This window comes from Streptomyces sp. XH2, from assembly GCF_049725035.1.
Taxonomy (GTDB): Bacteria; Actinomycetota; Actinomycetes; order Streptomycetales; family Streptomycetaceae; genus Streptomyces; species Streptomyces roseoverticillatus.
Window position 1 is genome coordinate 245,028 of sequence record NZ_JBMMMZ010000007.1, and the last position, 17,289, is coordinate 262,316.

Sequence of the window (17,289 nt, forward strand, 5' to 3'; positions counted from 1 at the left end):
GGTAGCGGGTCTTGCGACCCGCTGTAGTGCTATCAAGAGCTGTTTTTCCGTCGATCGTCATCGATTGCCGATGGTTTCGACGGTCTCCCCATCAATCCCCATTTCCGACGAGACACGAGGACGAGGACAGACGTGCCTACCGGCAAGGTCAAGTGGTTCAACAGCGAGAAGGGCTTCGGCTTTCTCTCCCGCGACGACGGCGGAGACGTCTTCGTGCACTCCTCGGTGCTCCCGGACGGGGTCGACTCCCTCAAGCCCGGCCAGCGGGTGGAATTCGGTGTCGTGGCCGGTCAGCGGGGCGACCAGGCCCTGTCGGTGATGCTGCTCGACCCCACGCCGTCGGTCGCGGCCGCCCAGCGCCGCAAGCCCGACGAGCTGGCGTCGATCGTCCAGGACCTCACCACCCTGCTGGAGAACGTCACCCAGCAGCTCGAGCGCGGCCGTTACCCCGACAAGGCCCACGGCGCCAAGATCGCCGGCATGCTGCGCGCGGTCGCCGACCAGCTGGACGTCTAGCCGTCCGGCACGTCCCTCTTCCCGGCGGGTTTCCCGGGCCGCGGCCCGGGAAGTCCGGTGCGCAACACTCCGCGTGACAGCCGCTCAGACGAAAGCGAGCGCGTCCGGGCCGAGGGGCGGTACGAGCCCCTCGGCCGCGGCCCGGGTGAGCAGCCCGCGGACCGCCGCGTAGCCGTCCTCCCCGAGGCCGGCCGTGAATTCGTTGACGTAGAGCCCGATGTGCTGGTCGGTGACCTTCGGGTCCATCTCCTGCGCATGCTCCAGCACGTACGGGCGCGAGGCCTCCGGGTCGTCCCACGCCATGCGTACGGACGTCCGTGCGGCCTCCGCCAGTTCGCGCAGCCGCTCCGCGCCCAGCGAGCGCTTGGCGATGATGGCGCCCAGCGGGATGGGCAGGCCGGTGGTGTTCTCCCAGTGCTCGCCCATGTCGGCCAGGCAGTGCAGGCCGTACTCCCCGTACGTGAAGCGCGCCTCGTGGATCACCAGGCCCGCGTCCACCTTGCCGTCCCGGACGGCCGGCATGATCTCGTGGAACGGCAGGACGACGACCTCGCCGACCCCGCCCGGCACCTCCGCGGCCGCCCACAGCCGGAAGAGCAGGTACGCCGTCGAGCGCTCGCTCGGCACCGCCACCGTCTTCCCGGCCAGGAACGCGGGGCCCCCACCCGCCTCCCGGGTGAGCACCAGCGGCCCGCAGCCGCGGCCCAGGGCGCCGCCGCACGGCAGCAGCGCGTACTCGTCCAGCACCCACGGCAGGACGGCGTAGGAGACCTTCAGGACGTCGAACTCGCCGCGCTCGGCCATGCCGTTGGTGACGTCGATGTCGGCGAACGTGACGTCCAGGGCGGGCGCGCCGGGGACCCGGCCGTGGGCCCAGGCGTCGAAGACGAACGTGTCGTTCGGGCAGGGCGAGTAGGCGATCTTCAGAGGCTCGCTCATGAGGTGCTCCAGGTCTCGGCGGGAGCCGCCCGCAGCGCCTCCCGCAGCGCGGCGGAGGCCCCGGCGAGGGCCTCCAGGGCGTCGCCGATGCGCCACGCGGCACGGTCGCGCGGGCCGACGGGGTTGGAGACCGCCCGGATCTCCAGGACGGGCACGCCGTGCACGGCCGCCGCCTCGGCCACCCCGAAGCCCTCCATGGCCTCGGCGAGCGCCCCGGGCCGCGCGGCCACGAGGGCCGCGGCCCGCTCGGCGGAGCCGGTCACGGTCGACACCGTGAGCACCTCGCCGCGCTGCGCGCCGGCCGCCTCGGCGACGGCGCGCACCAGTGCCCCGGGGGGCCGGTGCTCCACCGTCCCGAAGCCGAGGTCGGTCACGGGGACGAAGCCGTCGGGCGTTTCGGCACCCAGGTCCGCGGCCACGATCGCGTCGGACACGACGACGGACCCCACGGCCGCGCTGCGGCCGGGGGCGGGGGTCGCGAAGCCGCCGCCGATGCCCGCGGAGACCGCCAGGCCGTAGGGGCTGCCGGAGAGCGCCGCGGCGGCGAGGGCCGTCGCCGTGCCCGCGGCAGCGGCGGCCGGGCCCACGCCCGCGGCCAGCACGTCGATGACGAGCCGCTCCGGGCCGGCCGGGGCGGGCCGGTGCAGCACGTAGCCGGGCACGGCGAACTCGACGACGGGCCCGGAGGCCTCCCCGGTGGCGCCGGGCGTCCCTTCGGCGGTGCCGGGTGCCTTCCCGGCCCCGGCGGGGCCGGCGGCCGCCGCGGACGCGCCGCGGACGACCGCGTCGCGCTCCGCCGCGACGGCGGTGACGACGAGGACGCGCATCAGCGGGACCGCCGGTCCGTCGCCCCGGGGCCCGCCGGGCCCCGGCCTGCCGGCCGCCGGCCCGTCAGCGCTCGTCCGCTCAGCCCTTGTCCAGTTCGAGCTTGACGTTCCACACGCCGTCCTCGGTGATGACCGACAGGATCACGTCCTTCTCGAAGCGCTGCTCCATCCGGTTGACGAAGAGCTGCTCGCCGTTGAGCGACGTGTAGGTCTGCTTGAGCTGGTTGGTCTGCTGCTGGGCGTTGACCGCCACGAGCCAGCCCTTGTCGGCCATCTTGGGGTCGACGCCGACGCGGACCTTGTCGCCCGGCTGGACCTTCACGGTCTTGACGGACTTGTCGGCCATGCACTTGTTGAGGGCGCCCTGGTCGAGCTTCTTGCCCTCGTCGAAGCAGGCGGCCTCGGTGGTCACGGTGGTCGAGCCGACGGTCACCGTCGCCAGGGGCGTCGGCTTGTCGCAGGCGGACAGGGCGACGAGCCCGAAGGCCACGGCGCCGACAGCGGCAGCGGCGCGGCGGCGCTTGCCCCGGAAAATCGCAGCGGTCATGCGGGCAGGCTATCGGGCCGCCCAGGTCAGGCCACGCGGGGGTGCGGTGAGCCACGCCGTGCCGCGGCCAGCAGACCCCGTACGGCTGTCGCGACCCCCAGGGCGAGGACCGCGGCGGCGACCGCCATGCCGAGGGTGCCGTTGAGCGGCAGCAGGATGCCGATCGCGCCGCCGACCACCCAGCTCATCTGCAGCAGCGTCTCGGAACGGGCGAACGCGGACGTACGGACCACCTCCGGCACGTCCCGCTGGATGAGGGAATCCAGGGACTGCTTCCCCAGCGCCTGGGAGATGCCCGCGACGGCCGCGATGACGACCACGAAGAAGGCCCCGTAGAACACGGTCGCGGCGACGGCCGTGCCCAGCGACACCGTCAGGACGAGCGCGATCGTCTTCTCCGGGCCGCGCGAGCGCAGCAGCGCCCCTATCGCCGTGCCCAGGGCGTTGCCGGCGCCCGCGGCGACCGCGACGACGCCCAGGGAGAAGGCCGGACTCAGGCCGCCGAGGGGGTGGACGCGCAGGAGGAAGGCCAGGAAGAAGGTGAGGAAGCCGGACAGCATGCGCAGGGCGCTGTTGGCCTGCAGCGCGTGCAGGACGGAGCTGCCGACGGTGCGGAGGCCGGGGGGCCTGTTCTTTCCGGCACCGTTCTTCTTGGCGTTTTTCCGGTTTTTCCGGTCTTTCCGGAGATTCCATCCGTTCCAGCGATTCCCGCCCTTGCCGCCCTTCCCGCCCCTTCTGCCGGACGTCCCGGCGAGGGCCGGGGCCCGGCGGGGGCGGTGCGGGAGGTGCTCGCCGGACACCAGCCGGGCCCGGGCCTCGCCCTTCGCGGAATCGACCTTGTGCGGGAGCGAGAACGACAGCACCGTGCCGAGGACGAACACGACGAAAGCCCCGTAGAGCGGGAATTCCGGTCCGATTTTGTGCAGCCCCGCGCCCAGCGGGGCCGCCAATCCCGTGGCCAGCAGCCCACCGAGAGTCACCCGGGAATTGGCCTTCACCAGCGAGATCCGTGGCGGCAGCAGCCGCGGCACGACCGCCGAGCGCACCACCCCGTACGCCTTCGACGCCACCAGGACGCCGAGCGCCGCCGGATACAGCTCCAGGCCGCCGGTCGCCACCGCGCCCGACATCGTCAGCGCCAGCAGCGCCCGGGACAGCATCGCGCTCGCCATCGCCGCCCGGCGGCCGTGCGGGAGCCGGTCGAGGAGCGGGCCGATCACCGGGGCCAGGAGGGTGAAGGGCGCCATCGTGACCGCCAGGTAGAGCGCCACGCGGCCGCGCGCCTGGTCCGTGGGGACCGAGAAGAACACCGTGGACGCCAGTGCGACCGTGATCAGCATGTCGCCCGCGGAATTCACGGCGTGCAGCTCGATCAGCTTGCCCAGGCCCGACTCGCCCGCGCCGTGCGCGTGCGTCGCCCTGCGCACGCCCCGCGCGGCAGCCGTGAACGGGGCGCGCAGCACCCGGCCGGCGCCCCGGGCCGTGCGGCGCAGCGGCCCGCCCTCGACCGACCGGATGGCTCCCACCACGCCATACTGCCCCAACTCGCACGGCGCAGGGCACTTTCACGGCCGCGGGCGGCCGCCCCCGACCGGGTCGGCGGACCGGTCGGAAGAGGGCTCGCCGCGGCCCGGCTATACCCGGCGCCGTCGAGCGGGGTAGCGTGCGTAGCGCGCCACCGGCGGTCGTTCCTGGCCGCGCTCCGAGTCTCGATCCCGCAGAATGGGAGGGACTAGGTGTGCACCCGAAACCGTTCGGGCGCGGACGTCGACGCGGTCCTGCGGTCCGCTCCGTCCGCCGACCCGGCCGATCGGCTGGCGCACTCGTGAGACGGCGTGGAAGAGAGAATCGATTCTTGTGAGTGCTGCGATGCGAAGCCGTACCCCGGACCGCCTGTGCGCCGAGGCGGTCGACATGGCCCGTGCGGCGGCCGAGGAGGCCGCCCGGCCCGGCACGGTCGGCGAGCACGTCCAGGCCGTCGCCGACGGGGACCGCGTCGTCACGCACTACTTCCTCTGCCAGGACCCCGGCTACCGCGGCTGGCGCTGGGGCGTCACCGTCGCCCGCGCCTCCCGGGCCAAGGTCGTCACCCTCGACGAGACGGTGCTGCTGCCCGGGCCCGACGCCCTCCTCGCCCCCGAGTGGGTGCCCTGGAGCGAGCGGCTGCGCCCCGGCGACATGGGCCCCGGCGACCTGCTGCCCACCGACGCCGAGGACCTGCGGCTGGAGCCCGGCTGGAGCGGTGAGGACGCCCCGCCGCCGAACTCCGCCGTCTCCGAGGAGATGGACCGCCTCGCCGACGCCGAGGACGCCGACGTCGTCCCCGGCTCCCCCGCCGCCCAGCCGACCGTCCCCGCGCGCGGCACGATCTCGGCCGTCGCCGAAGAGCTCGGGATGCGACGCGCCCGCGTCCTCTCCCGCTACGGGCTGCACACCGCCGCCGACCGCTGGGACGAGAGCCACGGCGGCAAGACCCCCATGGCCCAGGCCGCGCCGGCCTCGTGCGTCAGCTGCGGCTTCCTCGTGCCGATCGGCGGCTCCCTCGGCCAGGCGTTCGGCGTCTGCGCGAACGAGTTCGGGCCGGCGGACGGGCACGTCGTGTCCCTGTCGTACGGCTGCGGCGGGCACTCCGAGGCCGCGGTCATGCCCAAGCCGCCGCGGCCGGCGCCGCCGGTGATCGACGAGACGCTCGTCGACCCCCTGCCGCTTCGCCCTGCGGCGGACGAGGCGGAGGCGCCGTCCGGCGAGGACGACGAGGAGCTCGGGCACTCCTGAGCCACCCCTGGTGCGGGGCGCCCCGGTATCGCGCCGGGGGGCGCTCGTCCTCAAGCTCCCCCAGCTACCGCTGGGAGGTGCCCCCGGACGGGCTGGTTCTTCGCTCGGGCCTGCTCTGCATCCGGCGGCAGGCGTCGGCGTTGACGAGCCGGCCCAGCCATATCCGGCCCGTCCGGCGTTTGAGGACGAGCGCCCGGGCGCGACCGCCCCGGACCACCCGCGGCACAGGCTCCACCACCGACGCACGGTACGTTCTGCCGTAGGAACACCACCGGCGGCAGGAGACGACACGTGAGCGGCACGGCAATGGTGCGGGGCGCGGCCGAAGGCGCGGATCCGTTCGGGACCGGCCGCCTGCGGCGTGGCGTGCTGGACGCCTGGGCGGCGTCGCCGGCCCGTTTCCGGGAGGACGCCAACGCCGAGGAGGACCTGGCGCTCGGCGGCTACCGCGACCGCCTCGTCGTCGAGCTCGCCCAGAACGCCGCCGACGCGGCCGCCCGCGCGGGCGGCCCCGGCCGGCTGCGGCTGACGCTGCACGCGGGCCGCAACGGCCGCCCGGCCGTGCTCGCCGCCGCGAACACCGGTGCGCCCCTGGACGCGGCGGGCGTCGAGTCCCTGGCCACGCTCCGGGCGTCGGCCAAGCGCAGTGAGGAACAGGGCGAGGGAAAGGGCAGCGTCGGCCGGTTCGGCGTGGGCTTCTCCGCCGTCCTGGCAGTCAGTGACGAGCCGGCCGTCGTCGGCCGCTCCGGCGGCGTCCGCTGGTCCCTCGCGGAGGCGCGGGCGCTGGCGGCGCGCGAGGCGGTCCAGGCTCCGGGCCTGGCCGAGGAGATGGCCCGCCGCGAGGGCCACGTGCCGCTCCTCCGGCTGCCGCTCCCCGCCGAGGGCTCCGCCCCGGCCGGCTACGACACGGTCGTCGTCCTGCCGCTGCGCGACGGCGCCGCCGAGGACCTGACCGCCCGTCTGCTGGCGGGCGTCGACGACGCCCTGCTGCTGACCCTGCCGGGGCTGTCCGAGGTCGTCGTCGAGACGGACGGCGTCGTACGGACCCTGACGCGCCGCCAGGAGGGCCCGTACGTCCTCGTGGACGACTCCGAGCGCGGCTCGGCGGCCCGCTGGCGCATCGCCCGGGAGGCCGGGCTCCTGGACGCCGCTCTGCTCGCGGACCGCCCCGTGGAGGAGCGCCTGCGCCCCCACTGGTCCGTGACGTGGGCCGTGCCGGTGGGCGAGGACGGCGCCCCCGTACGCCCCTCCACCGCGCCCGTCGTGCACGCCCCGACGCCGACGGACGAGCCGCTGGGCGTCCCGGCGCTGCTCATCGCCACGTTCCCCCTGGAGCCGACGCGCCGCCACGCCGCGCCCGGCCCCCTCACGGACTTCGTCACCGGTCGCGCGGCGGAGGCGTACGCGCAGCTGCTGCGGGACTGGCACCCGGTGGGCCCGGGCACGCTCGACCTCGTGCCGTCGCCGCTGGCGCAGGGCGCGCTCGACGCGGAGCTGCGCCGGCGGGTCCTGGAGCTGCTGCCGCGCGTCCCGTTCCTGCCGAGCGCCGCCGGGGCCCCCGCCGCCGCCCAGGAGCCGGCAGCGGCGCGGGGCGGCGGCGTGGAGGGCATCCCGTGGACGGAAGGCCCCGACGCGGCCCACCACACGCCGGAGCCGTCCCCCGCCCCGGTCGGCGCCCCGGAGGCCGCCGACACGTGGGACGACCCGTTCGCGGCCGGCGGCCCCGAGCCGTACGCCCTGCGGCCCACCGACGCCGAGGTCGTGGAAGGCGCGGGCGCGGAGACCGTCGCCGTGCTCGGCGAGCTGTTCCCGAACCTGCTGCCCGCCGGGCTGGAGTGCCGCCCCGAGCTGCGCGCCCTGGGCGTCGCGCGGGCGCCTCTCGGGGAGGTCGTCGACCGCCTCGCGGGCGTCGAGCGCGCCCCGTCCTGGTGGCAGCGGCTCTACGACAGCCTCGCCGGCGTCGACCCCGACCGGCTCAGCGGCCTGCCCGTGCCGCTCGCGGACGGCCGGACGGCCATCGGCCCGCGGCAGGTGCTGCTGCCGCCGCCGGACGGCGCGGACTCGGAGCGGCTCTCCCGCCTGGGCCTGAAGGTCGCCCACCCCGACGCCGCGCACCCGCTGCTGGAGAAGCTCGGCGCCACCCCGTCCTCGCCGCGCGCGGTCCTCACGACCCCGCAGGTGCGGGCCGCGGTGGCCGCCTCCCTGGACGCCGACGAGATCTGGGACGAGGACGCGCTGGACGCGGACGCCCTCGCCGAGCTCGTCCTCGGCCTCGTGCGCGACGCCGGACTCGTCCCCGGCGACGAGCCGTGGCTCGCCGCGCTCGCCCTGCCCGACGAGGACGGCGAACTCGCGCCCGCGGGCGAGCTCGTCCTGCCGGGCAGCGCCTTCGAACGCATCATCCGGCCCGGCGAGCTCGCCGCCTGCGACGCCGACCTCGCCGAGCGCTGGGGCGAGCAGCCGCTGACCGCCGTGGGCGTCCTGGCCGGCTTCGCGCTTGTCCGCGCCACGGACGTCGTCCTCGACCCGGACGAACTCGAACCGCGCGACGGCGACTTCCCCGAGCCCGACGACGCCGGCCTCCTCGACGCGGTCGACGTCTGGTGCGAGGACATCCTCGACCAGCTGCCCCGGACGCCCGTACCGCCCGTCGCGACCGAGCTCGTCGCCGTCCGCGACCTCGACCTCGTCGATGACGACGCCTGGCCGGAAGCCCTCGCCCTCCTCGCCGAGCCGCCGCTGCGCGACGCCCTGACGGCCCCCGTGCGCGTCCTGCTGCCCGACGGCACGACCGAGTCCGTCCGCCCGTACACCGCCTGGTGGCTGCGCGGCCACCCCGTCCTCGACGGCCGCCGCCCCGCCGGCCTGCGCGTGGCGGGCGGCGACCCGCTCCTGCACGGACTGTACGAAGCGGCGGACGCGGGCGACCTGGCGGACGAACAGGTGCTGCGCGCCCTGGGCGTACGGACCTCCGCCGCCGCCCTCCTGGACGAACCCGGCGGCGCCGCAGAGCTGCTGGCCCGCCTGGCCGACCCCGACGCCGAGGCCGGCGCCGCCCAGCTGCACGCCCTCTACGGCCTCCTCGCCCGCCTCGACCCCGACCAGGTCACCCTCCCCGACGAGCTCCGGGCCGTCGTGGACGGCGAGGTGCGGGTCGTCGACGCGGCGGACGCGGTCGTGGCGGACGCCCCGGACCTCCTCCCCCTCGCGGCCGGCCACGCCCTGCTTCCCGTGCCCCCCGCGCTCGCCGCCGACCTCGCCGAACTGCTGCAGGTGCGCCGCCTGAGCGAGACGCTGGAAACGACCGCCCCAGCGGGCGAGGGCGAACTCCGCGAGGTCCCCGAAGGCGTACGGACCCTGCTCCCGGGCGCCCCTTCCGCATACGTGGAACACGAGGAACTCCTTGTCGACGGTGTCGAACTCGACTGGCGCCTGACCCCCGACGGCGTCCTGCACGCCGCCACCCTCGAAGGCGTCGCCGCGGGCCTGGCCTGGGCGGCCGGCGCCTGGTCCCGCCGCGTCGAAGCGGCGGCGCTCCTGGAGGACCCGAGCCGGACGGAGGAGCGGGCGCGGGCGCGCTGGTTCGACTAGGACCCCGGAGGACGTGACGCGCAACCATGGCCTCCGGAACGGGGGCCATGGTCTGTCTGCCTATGCTGCTCCGATGACTGAAGTGGACATGAAGAAGCCGGCAGCCCTCCCCGGCGCGAACGTGGACCGGGGCGGTTACTTCCTGTTCACCCTCGTCGTGCTGGTGCTCGGCTGGATCATTGCCGCGGCCAACACCGGGATCTCGTACCTCACACCGGGCACCGAGGTGATCTCGATCGTCACCGGCCTCATCGGCTGCCTCGTCTTCGCGGGCCTCCTGCGTTTCCTCCATCACGCATGGTGGCTCGCCGCCCTCTCCGTACTGCCGTCGCTGTTCGTCCTCGTAGGCTCGGTCCAGTACGCCCGCGAGGCCGCGCTCGACAACCGAGGTGTGCGCGAGACCGTCCGCATCACGGCCGACAGTGCGGACGCCGACGGCAGTTCAAGCCACCGCTTCACCCTCGTCGGCCCGTCGGGCGAGCTCAAGGAGACCCTGGACTACAGCGGGGACCACCCGCAGTGGAAGGTGGGCGACCGCCTCGTGGTCATCAGCGACCCGGACGGCGCCGTCCCGCTGGAGGCGGCCTCCGACGTCGATCCGAGTGGCCAGCTCGGCTCTCTCATCGCAGGCGTCGCCGGATGGACCGGCATCACCCTGCTGGCCGGCCGCCGCGGATTCGTACGGCGCCGCGCGGGTCGGCACCCACTGTTCGAGGACCTCGACTGATACGGCCCGCCGGTCCGGCTAGCGCGCGGTCCACTGGTCCGTCTCGGCGAACGTCCTCCCGGGCAGGGGCTTGCCTATGAGCGCGATCGGGATGAAGAAGTTCACCTGGCTGATCGCGATCATCAGCGTGGCGAGGGCCTTGTCGTCGTAGTGCTCGGCGACTTCGGCGAACAACTCGTCCGAGACGCGCTCGCCGCCGTCCGTGCTGGGCTGAAGCACGGCCTCCACCAGCGCCAGCGCGGCCCGCTCGGCGTCCGAGAAGTACGGCGCGTCCCTCCAGGACGCCACCGCCGCGAGGCGCTCCTCCGACTCCTCCGCCTTCCGCAGCAGCGACGAGTGCAGCACGGTCAGGTAGGTGTTGCCCACGATCTGGCCCGCCCGCAGGTGCATCAGGCCGATCGTGGTCCGTGGCACGGACCTGTTGCCGACGGCCTTGAACAGGGCCCCGGCGATCTCCGTGATCTCGGGAACGAACTCCTGGGGGTCGGACATCCGGGAACGCATGGCAGACATGGCTTCCTCCGCAGTGATTCGGTGTTTTCGTGTTGCCGTCACTGCATTGACGGATCCCGGCGGGCGAGTGTGACAGCCGGCGGCGATCTTTTTTGCCGGGATCGTCGGGGTGCGGGTCCGCTTGGGCGCGGGGCCGTTCAGGTGCGGGTCCGTTGGGGCGCGGGTCTGTTGGGGTGCGGGTCCGTTGGGGTGCGGGTGCGCGCCGGTTTGGGTGCCGGTGCCGGGGGCTCCGGGGTGGGGGTCCGGGGCCGTATATTTACGGCGCCCTTCCCTCCTCCGCAGTCTCACCCGGCACTTGGCGCCACAAATACACGTCAGCGCCCCGGACCCCCACCCCTGCGCCCCCACCACCTCCCGCCGGATCCCCCCCTGCCGGCCGGAACGGGGCCGGTTTGCCGCCGCGCAAGGTTGGAACTCGGTTGATAGCGGCCCAAGGAGGAGCGTGACGTCGTACGCCCCGTCGCCGGCACGGAGGCTTCGCGCATCCCCGATCTCCGCCGTGCAGCCTGCCTCGGCGGCCTGCGTCACGTGCTTGGCCACCGGGTCCACGAGATGGACCCGGTACCCGTCTACGGCGAGCCACCGCGCGTGCGTCCCCGGCCCGCCGCCCACGTCGAGGACGTCTGCGGGTGCGGGCGGCAGGTGGCGCCGGACCAGCTCCAGCATGCCGTCCGCTGTTGCCGTCAGCCGGGTGGCCTCGTCGAAGGTATCGGTAGAGAAGTCGACGATCTCCGGGTCTACTTGGGGGATCGTCATGACGGTGATGCTTTACCGTCTCCGGTCGATCTGTCAGGTGAACCCGAGCTGAGCTGGGTCACAGCCCGCCGGACCGGACCTCGTGGAGGAAGGAGGTCCAGGCGGACGGTTGCACCTGGAGGGGCGGGAGGGTTGTGTTCTTGGAGTCGCGGATTCCGATGCGGGCCAACATACTGGCGACTTCCACGCAGTTTCCCCCCGCATTGCTGTAGGAGGACTTCCTCCAGAGTGCGGACTTGATGGCGGGTATCTCAAGCATCGGTGAGTTCTCTCGCTAGTTGCTGCAGAAAGCTTGCTGTCTTGTCGGGGGAGGTCGCTGCCGCGCGAAGCGAGTCGAACCTGCGGGCGAAGCGCCCGACCTCCCGCGGCTTGTCCGACATGGATACGGTTCCCCAGGGCATGTCGATCTGGACTGTTGACGGCAGCCCGCCTTCAAGATCGACGACGGTGAAGTCGCTGGCGTACCGATAGCCGGTCTCGTGTGTGCGCAGGATCTGAACCGTCACGTTGTCCAGCTCCGAGAGCGCGGCGATCTCTACGAGCTGCTCACGCATGACGTCGGCACTACCAACGACATGGCGCAGCGCTGCTTCCCCCAGGATCGCCCAGAGCTGTACGGGGTCCTCGGTGCGGGTCAGCAGCTCCTTGCGCATCATGCGCAGGCGGACGCTCTGCTCGATGAACTCGTTTGTGTACTCGTCGTGCATCTTCTCCATCTCGTAGACCCCGGTCGCGTACCGCTTCGTCTGGAGCAGGCCCAGGACGAGGGTCGGGTGCCACGCCTTGATGGTGTGGGCCAGGGATTCCACACCGACGAATGTCCGCGTCGTGGGGTGCACCATGTTGGCGAAGGATGTCCATTCCTGACTTCCGGACTCCCGGTGCAACTGGACGAGCCTGGCTACGTGCTCCTCATCCATCACGCCATAGCGCTTCAGGAGCGCGCGTAGCTGGCCTGCCTGCTTCAGAGGGATGTTTCCGGTCTCGACGCGCTGAAGCTTCGCTTCACTGAAGCCCAGCCCCTTCACTGCCTGTTCGAGAGTCAGGCCGGCCTCATTGCGCATGCGGCGTAGCTCGATTCCCAGTTCGATCCGCCGGGCTGTTGGTCCGATCCGAGCTCCCACACTCTTCGCCTTCCATGGCCGCTTGCCGCTTGATTGAGTCTGGCACCGTGTGTTCACGCTGCGCACCCCGCTGTCCTTCTTAACCACGCCCCTGACACCGTCGAGAAGCCATCAAGTTCCCTCGGCAGCGCCTGTGTTGTCGCCTTGGCATGTGCCAATTCAGAAGGTAGCGGTAGCTGCGCGAGGTTTCGCTTGAATCGCAACTTCGCAACCCGGCAGGGTGGTTCTCGTACCGAGTCGCAGGTGCGGGCGCTACGCCTTCGCACCGCTCGAAGGAGCTGCCATGCCCCCGTTTCCTCGTACCGCCCATGTCGGCGGAGGTTCCAGGGACTTCTCCGGATCCTCGCCCGTCTCGATCGGGCAGGCTCTCCGCGAAGCCACCGACATGCAAACGTGGTTGCCCGCGCCGGACCGGCTGAGCGAGGTCACCGAACGGCTGCTCGACTACATCCGGGAGACCGCACCCGCCGTGGAGGCGGCTGCGACTGCCCGGCCCGCGGACTGTCTGGTCCGCCGGGCCGCGCTCGCCGCCGTGCAGGAGGCCCGGGAGCGGGCCGAGGGCGGGCCGGGTAACGGGTACGCGTCCGCGATCGCCTTCGCCCGGGGCCTCGGGAAGGCCGCCGGGAAGTTGCTGCACCAACAGCGGCGGCTGCAGTGGAACGGCGGCGGACGGTGAAGCGGCTGGCGGTGCGCATGTACACGCGGTGGGCCCTGCACGGCCAGTTCTCCCGGCCCGTACGCGCTCTCCGGCCGAGCCGCCGCCGGGCGCACGCGGACGCGGCCGCTGCCAGGGACCTCGAAGAGGCGCGGCGCCTGTTCGAACTGCGTATCAGGGTGGTGGCCGTTCCCCACACCAGCGGCCCGACCGCGCTTGAGCGTCCGCCGAACTGCATCTGCCCGTAGCCGAACAGTCGCGCTGGGCCGACCGGGGGAACATCCGCCGGTGGTCCGGCTCCGAGCAGGCGGCAATGTCCTGCTCGCCGGGGGCCGAATGGCAAGGTGAGGTCGTCCAGCAGCCGTCCTGCCCGGCAGGGCTCAACGATCGGGAAAGCTCGCAAATGGGCGGTGCGCAAGAGCCCTCGAAACCGGCGGGACCCTCGCCCCTGGTCGTCGGAGAGGTTCAGGCCGCGCTGGGCAAGCGCCTGGACGACGTGGCCAAGATCCTGGCCGGAGCGCTCGTGGCGGTGGCCGGCATCATGACCACCCTGGGGCTCAACAGCAAGTTCGTGTTCGTCGCCCTCAACAACAGGTCGTGGCCCATCTACGTGGCCTCGCTCTGCGCCATCATCGCCATCGTCTGCAGCATCGGCGCCCTGCTCATCCGTCCCACAGGACGTGGGGTCGTGTGGGAGACGGGCGTGCTCGTCCTCGGTGTCATCTTCTACATGGCGTCCCTGAGCATTGCCGTGGTCGGCGCCGCCCAGGCCGCGGGCGGCAACGGCCGTCCGACCATCACCGACGTCAGACTCGACGGCCCCCGGTCCGGCACGCGGCTGCACTTCGGTGTGCATGCGGACGGCGTCCAGAAGTGGTCGCACATCGAGGTGTCCGTGAATCCCGAGAGTGGGAGAGACCTCTACTGGAGCGTGCTCAGACCCGACGACCAGGGGAAAGTCGTGCAGCAGATCGACATCCCTCTCTCGCCTCCTGCCGGAACCTCAGTGGTCCAGATCGAGGCCGTCAACCCGGACGAGTCGGAGCCGGGAGCATGCGAGGCCAAGACCCAGCACGGACCGGCGTGCACAGAACTCCACCTCCCCTGAGCCGTCCACGAGGTCCGGCCTGCAGTGGGGGTCCGGCGAGAGGGGGCGGGGGCGCAGGGGTGGGGGTCCGGGGCGCTGACGTGTATTTGTGGGCCCAATACCGGGGCACCCATGACGTCTGCGGCAACGGGCCCGTAAATATACGGCCCCGGACCCCCACCCCGGAGCCCCCGCCACCGGCACCCAAACCGGCCCGCGCCCGAACCCCGTCGGTCTTCTCAGGGCACGTTGAGGTCGTCGCCGTAAGTCACGTCGAGTTCGGCCATGAGGGCCTGGGCGAGCTGGTCCTGCTGGGCGCGGTCGATCAGAACGCGGTTCAGCGAGGCGACTCCCCGCAGGGCGCCGAGGTCGTTGTCGCGAAGGTCGAGGCCCCGGTACCGTCCGCGTCCGAATTCGGTGTCCCGAAGCGTGCAGTCGCGCATCACCGCGTCCGAGAGGTCGCAGTCGGTCAACGACGCCTCGGTCAGCCCGCATTCGGAGAAGGCAACGGGGCCCGCCGCCCGGACCTTGGTGAAGGCGGTGTAGTCGAGCTTGCAACGGTCGAACAGCACGTGCTCCAGGACCAGGTCGTCCAGGACCGCACCCATGATCTTGCAGTTGCGGAAGGCTACGCGGGTCAGTTTGCCGCCCGTCCACCGGGCCACGCCCAGATCGCAGGCGTCCAGCTGGACGCAGTGCAGGTTCACCGCTTCGAAGCGCACGCGGGCAGCGCGCAGGCCGGTGATCCGACCGGTGATCAGCCGCGTGCCGGCCAGGTCCAGCTCCCGCAGGTGCGCGTCGGCGTACTGGAACTCCTGGACAGTGCCGCGCCCCGATTCCAGGGACTCGACGAGGGAGAGACGCAGGCCCGGCTCGGTGAGGTCAGGGAGCGTGATCTTGATGCGTCCGAGAGCGCGGGACTCCATGGGTCTCCATCGTCGAGGAGGGGGCGGATGCCAGGGATCCGCCGAGGGCAAGGGGCCTGCCGCAGGGCAAGCTACTTGGTTTTCTTGTTCCAGTTGTCCCATGTGGGCCGGTTGTCGAAAGGAGGCGTGACGTTGTCCCACGTGACGCGGTTGTCGAACTTCGACTCCGGGCCCGGCTGCGCCAGGGAAATCAGCGCCTGCAGAGCGGCGGCCGTGGCACGTACGCGGTCAGCGGCCGTGGGCATGAGCATGGCGGGTCACTCCTTCGAATAGGGCGATCTTCGAGGCGGTGCAGTAGCGGGTTCGGGTGCCGTCCATCCGCCCGTTGTGCTCGAAGTACCGGTTCGCGGGATGGGCACCGCCGCAGAAGTCGAAATACGAGCAGGTGGCCTTGCACGCGTCGACGCCGCGCCAGAATTCCGGCAGCCACCGGGTGCGCTGCTCGGCCTCGGCCAGCAGGACCTCGAAGCCGGTGTGCAGGACATTGCCGGTGGTGAAGTCGCCGAGCCGGCGGTCATGGAAGTTGGCCAGCTCCGGGGACAGCAGGACCACCCCGCCGTCGTAGGCGATCGTGGGCAGCGGATCCCACGGGCTCCTGCCCGGCGAAGTCCAGGACCCGGCTCACCTCACGCACCCGGATCACTGGGCGGGCCCGCCACGCCGCCGTCAGGGCCTCCCAGAATTCGGCGGCCCGGGACAGATCGTGCCGGGCGGTGTTCACGCCCTCGTGTTCCTCGATGTTCACCCCGAGCGTGCGGCAGCCCAGGTCCGCGAAGAACCCGTACAGGTCGGCGGCGCGGGCCGGGTCGGGGGCGGAGACGACGGCGATCACGTCGAAGTGGATGCTGTGATGGCGCAGCCGGTCAATGCCGCGCATGATCACCCGGTGAGCCGGATGGCCGGCCCGGGTGATGCGGCGGGAGTTCATCTCCTCGGGCCCGTCCAGGCTCACCCCCACCGCGATGTCCCGCTCGGCGAAGAAGTCGCACCAGACATCGTCGATGAGGGCGGCGTTCGTCTGCACGATGTGCTTCACCCCGTGAAAGGGGGCCATCAGGTGGGCGAGGTGCTCGCGGCCGGCGGACAGCGGTTCACCCCCGTGCCACACCACCTCGAACCGCGGGCCTTCCCGGGCCCACGTGTTGACCGGCCGGGCGACTGCTTCGGCCACGGTCACCGGCATCACATGCCGGGTCTTACGCAGGGGGAGGTAGCAGTAGGTGCAGTCCAGGGGCCGGCACAAGGTCGTCGGCTGCATGATCACAGCCCGGGGAGTTGCGGCCAGACGCCGCACGGCGCTGCCGGCGCTGCCGGCGGGGCAGGGGGCGGCCGGGGTAGTGGGCACGCGGATTCACCACCGATCCTGGAGAGGCTGGGGCGTGGGACAGCATCCGCAAACGGGCCCACGCGGCTCAAGAAACTTGCACGTGCTTGCAGAAGTCTCACGTCAGGGCGTTGACGGCCTCGGTGATCAGCGCGCGGGCCGCTTTGCCGTACACGGCGATCCGCGCCAGCTCGGAGAACATCCGTGCGTACATGGCGACCTCGCTCGGCTGCTTCACAGTGACCTGCGCCGTGGCCAGCTCAATGACCACCTGCTCATCGTCGTAGATCCAGAAGCCTTCCAGCGGCCACATGGTGCGGTCGGCCGTCATCGGGACGATGCCCAAGCTGACCTGCTGGAGCACTGAGACGGTCAGCAGATGGCCGAGCTGGTCGGCCATGTCCTCCGCGTCCCCGAACCGGGATCGGAGCGCGGCCTCCTCCATCAGGAAGCCGAACTGCCGGCCGGCGTCGCGCAGCACCTGCTGGCGGTCCATGCGGACGGCGACCGCATCCTCGGTGTCGTCGGGTATCCCCCAGAACCCGATGATGCGACCCATAATCGATCGGGCGTAGGCAGGTGTCTGCAGCAGGCCGGGGATGACTCCCGGCTCGTAGACGCGGAAGCGCCGTGTACGCGCGTACAGCGGAACGTGGGCTTCCTGGATCGGGCGCAGCCCGTCACGGTGCAGGCGCCGCCACTCGACGTACATCTCCTCGATGTTCTGCGCCGTGGCGACCAGGTCGCTGTACACCTGGGGAACCCGGCACAGCTCGGCGTACTGCCGCAGATCCTCCTCGGACGGCCGCGTGACGCCGTTCTCGATGCGGGACGCCTTCGACTCGCTCCAGCCTGCACAGGCCGCGAAAGCCCGTGCCGTCATGAAGCCGCCCGCCTTCCGGATCTCCCGCAGCCGCCCGCCCAGGGCAACACGGGCTTCCCGGACGGCGGAGGAAGAAGGAGGTGATCCCACGGTCTGCTG

General features: G+C 72.3%; 19 protein-coding genes and 1 pseudogene. 6 read left to right on the forward strand and 14 right to left on the reverse strand.

The features are described from left to right. The first annotated feature begins 132 nt into the window (after positions 1 to 132). Complete coding sequence (locus tag ACOTKD_RS16295; protein WP_106681548.1) at positions 133 to 516, forward strand: cold-shock protein; 384 nt, start codon at positions 133 to 135, stop codon at positions 514 to 516. 84 nt (positions 517 to 600) lie between these two features. On the opposite strand, the gene ACOTKD_RS16300 is transcribed toward ACOTKD_RS16295, so the two are convergent. The 4 genes from ACOTKD_RS16300 to ACOTKD_RS16315 all read right to left on the reverse strand — a co-directional run bounded on the left by ACOTKD_RS16300 (position 601) and on the right by ACOTKD_RS16315 (position 4,355). Beyond that, entirely contained in the window at positions 601 to 1,455 is an 855-nt protein-coding gene (locus ACOTKD_RS16300; RefSeq protein ID WP_424889662.1) for a 1,4-dihydroxy-6-naphthoate synthase, read from the reverse strand. Further along, positions 1,452 to 2,282, reverse strand: a complete 831-nt coding sequence (locus ACOTKD_RS16305) for a futalosine hydrolase (RefSeq protein ID WP_424889663.1) — start codon at positions 2,280 to 2,282, stop codon at positions 1,452 to 1,454. The genes ACOTKD_RS16300 and ACOTKD_RS16305 overlap by 4 nt, the downstream gene beginning before the upstream one ends. Before the next feature lie 79 nt (positions 2,283 to 2,361). After that, complete coding sequence (locus ACOTKD_RS16310) at positions 2,362 to 2,829, reverse strand: DUF2771 domain-containing protein (protein WP_359104508.1); 468 nt, start codon at positions 2,827 to 2,829, stop codon at positions 2,362 to 2,364. 26 nt (positions 2,830 to 2,855) lie between these two features. Continuing rightward, complete coding sequence (locus ACOTKD_RS16315; RefSeq protein WP_424889664.1) at positions 2,856 to 4,355, reverse strand: MFS transporter; 1,500 nt, start codon at positions 4,353 to 4,355, stop codon at positions 2,856 to 2,858. A 343-nt stretch (positions 4,356 to 4,698) separates the two neighbouring features. Between ACOTKD_RS16315 and ACOTKD_RS16320 the strand changes: the two genes are divergently transcribed. Continuing rightward, positions 4,699 to 5,604 carry a DUF3027 domain-containing protein gene (locus ACOTKD_RS16320; RefSeq protein WP_424889665.1) on the forward strand — a complete coding sequence of 302 codons (906 nt, stop codon included), beginning with the start codon at positions 4,699 to 4,701 and terminating at the stop codon, positions 5,602 to 5,604. A 64-nt stretch (positions 5,605 to 5,668) separates the two neighbouring features. On the opposite strand, the gene ACOTKD_RS16325 is transcribed toward ACOTKD_RS16320, so the two are convergent. Beyond that, entirely contained in the window at positions 5,669 to 5,842 is a 174-nt protein-coding gene (locus ACOTKD_RS16325) for a hypothetical protein (protein WP_424889666.1), read from the reverse strand. 68 nt (positions 5,843 to 5,910) lie between these two features. On the opposite strand from ACOTKD_RS16325, the gene ACOTKD_RS16330 reads away from it, so the two are divergent. After that, on the forward strand, positions 5,911 to 9,195 hold the full coding sequence (locus tag ACOTKD_RS16330; protein ID WP_424889844.1) for a sacsin N-terminal ATP-binding-like domain-containing protein: 3,285 nt from the start codon (positions 5,911 to 5,913) through the stop codon (positions 9,193 to 9,195). 73 nt (positions 9,196 to 9,268) lie between these two features. Then, positions 9,269 to 9,922 carry a hypothetical protein gene (locus tag ACOTKD_RS16335; protein WP_424889667.1) on the forward strand — a complete coding sequence of 218 codons (654 nt, stop codon included), beginning with the start codon at positions 9,269 to 9,271 and terminating at the stop codon, positions 9,920 to 9,922. Positions 9,923 to 9,940: 18 nt separating this feature from the next. Here the strand turns inward: ACOTKD_RS16335 and ACOTKD_RS16340 are convergent, their stop codons facing one another. From ACOTKD_RS16340 to ACOTKD_RS16355, 4 genes and pseudogenes are all read right to left on the reverse strand, one after another. Next, on the reverse strand, positions 9,941 to 10,435 hold the full coding sequence (locus ACOTKD_RS16340) for a carboxymuconolactone decarboxylase family protein (protein WP_424889845.1): 495 nt from the start codon (positions 10,433 to 10,435) through the stop codon (positions 9,941 to 9,943). A 423-nt stretch (positions 10,436 to 10,858) separates the two neighbouring features. Further along, positions 10,859 to 11,191: pseudogene (locus ACOTKD_RS16345) on the reverse strand (class I SAM-dependent methyltransferase); the annotation flags it as partial. A gap of 58 nt (positions 11,192 to 11,249) precedes the next feature. Then, complete coding sequence (locus tag ACOTKD_RS16350; protein ID WP_424889668.1) at positions 11,250 to 11,450, reverse strand: DUF397 domain-containing protein; 201 nt, start codon at positions 11,448 to 11,450, stop codon at positions 11,250 to 11,252. Then, entirely contained in the window at positions 11,443 to 12,402 is a 960-nt protein-coding gene (locus ACOTKD_RS16355; RefSeq protein WP_424889669.1) for a helix-turn-helix domain-containing protein, read from the reverse strand. The genes ACOTKD_RS16350 and ACOTKD_RS16355 overlap by 8 nt, the downstream gene beginning before the upstream one ends. A 196-nt stretch (positions 12,403 to 12,598) precedes the next feature. Here ACOTKD_RS16355 and ACOTKD_RS16360 point away from each other — a divergent pair, with 196 nt between their 5' ends. Both ACOTKD_RS16360 and ACOTKD_RS16365 read left to right on the forward strand, forming a co-directional pair. Continuing rightward, positions 12,599 to 12,991, forward strand: a complete 393-nt coding sequence (locus ACOTKD_RS16360) for a DUF6415 family natural product biosynthesis protein (RefSeq protein ID WP_424889670.1) — start codon at positions 12,599 to 12,601, stop codon at positions 12,989 to 12,991. Between the two features lie 382 nt (positions 12,992 to 13,373). Beyond that, on the forward strand, positions 13,374 to 14,078 hold the full coding sequence (locus ACOTKD_RS16365) for a hypothetical protein (protein ID WP_424889671.1): 705 nt from the start codon (positions 13,374 to 13,376) through the stop codon (positions 14,076 to 14,078). A gap of 218 nt (positions 14,079 to 14,296) precedes the next feature. Here the strand turns inward: ACOTKD_RS16365 and ACOTKD_RS16370 are convergent, their stop codons facing one another. From ACOTKD_RS16370 to ACOTKD_RS16390, 5 genes are all read right to left on the reverse strand, one after another. Then, positions 14,297 to 14,983 (reverse strand): pentapeptide repeat-containing protein, encoded by a 687-nt coding sequence (locus ACOTKD_RS16370; protein WP_424889672.1) that lies wholly within the window; start codon positions 14,981 to 14,983, stop codon positions 14,297 to 14,299. A gap of 71 nt (positions 14,984 to 15,054) precedes the next feature. Beyond that, positions 15,055 to 15,234, reverse strand: a complete 180-nt coding sequence (gene amcA / locus ACOTKD_RS16375; RefSeq protein WP_424889673.1) for a multiple cyclophane-containing RiPP AmcA — start codon at positions 15,232 to 15,234, stop codon at positions 15,055 to 15,057. Next, positions 15,212 to 15,535 carry a hypothetical protein gene (locus ACOTKD_RS16380; protein WP_424889674.1) on the reverse strand — a complete coding sequence of 108 codons (324 nt, stop codon included), beginning with the start codon at positions 15,533 to 15,535 and terminating at the stop codon, positions 15,212 to 15,214. Before ACOTKD_RS16380 ends, amcA begins: the two co-directional genes overlap by 23 nt. Then, entirely contained in the window at positions 15,498 to 16,328 is an 831-nt protein-coding gene (locus ACOTKD_RS16385) for a radical SAM protein (RefSeq protein ID WP_424889675.1), read from the reverse strand. Before ACOTKD_RS16385 ends, ACOTKD_RS16380 begins: the two co-directional genes overlap by 38 nt. A gap of 97 nt (positions 16,329 to 16,425) precedes the next feature. Beyond that, on the reverse strand, positions 16,426 to 17,280 hold the full coding sequence (locus ACOTKD_RS16390) for a helix-turn-helix domain-containing protein (protein WP_424889676.1): 855 nt from the start codon (positions 17,278 to 17,280) through the stop codon (positions 16,426 to 16,428). Positions 17,281 to 17,289: the final 9 nt, after the last annotated feature.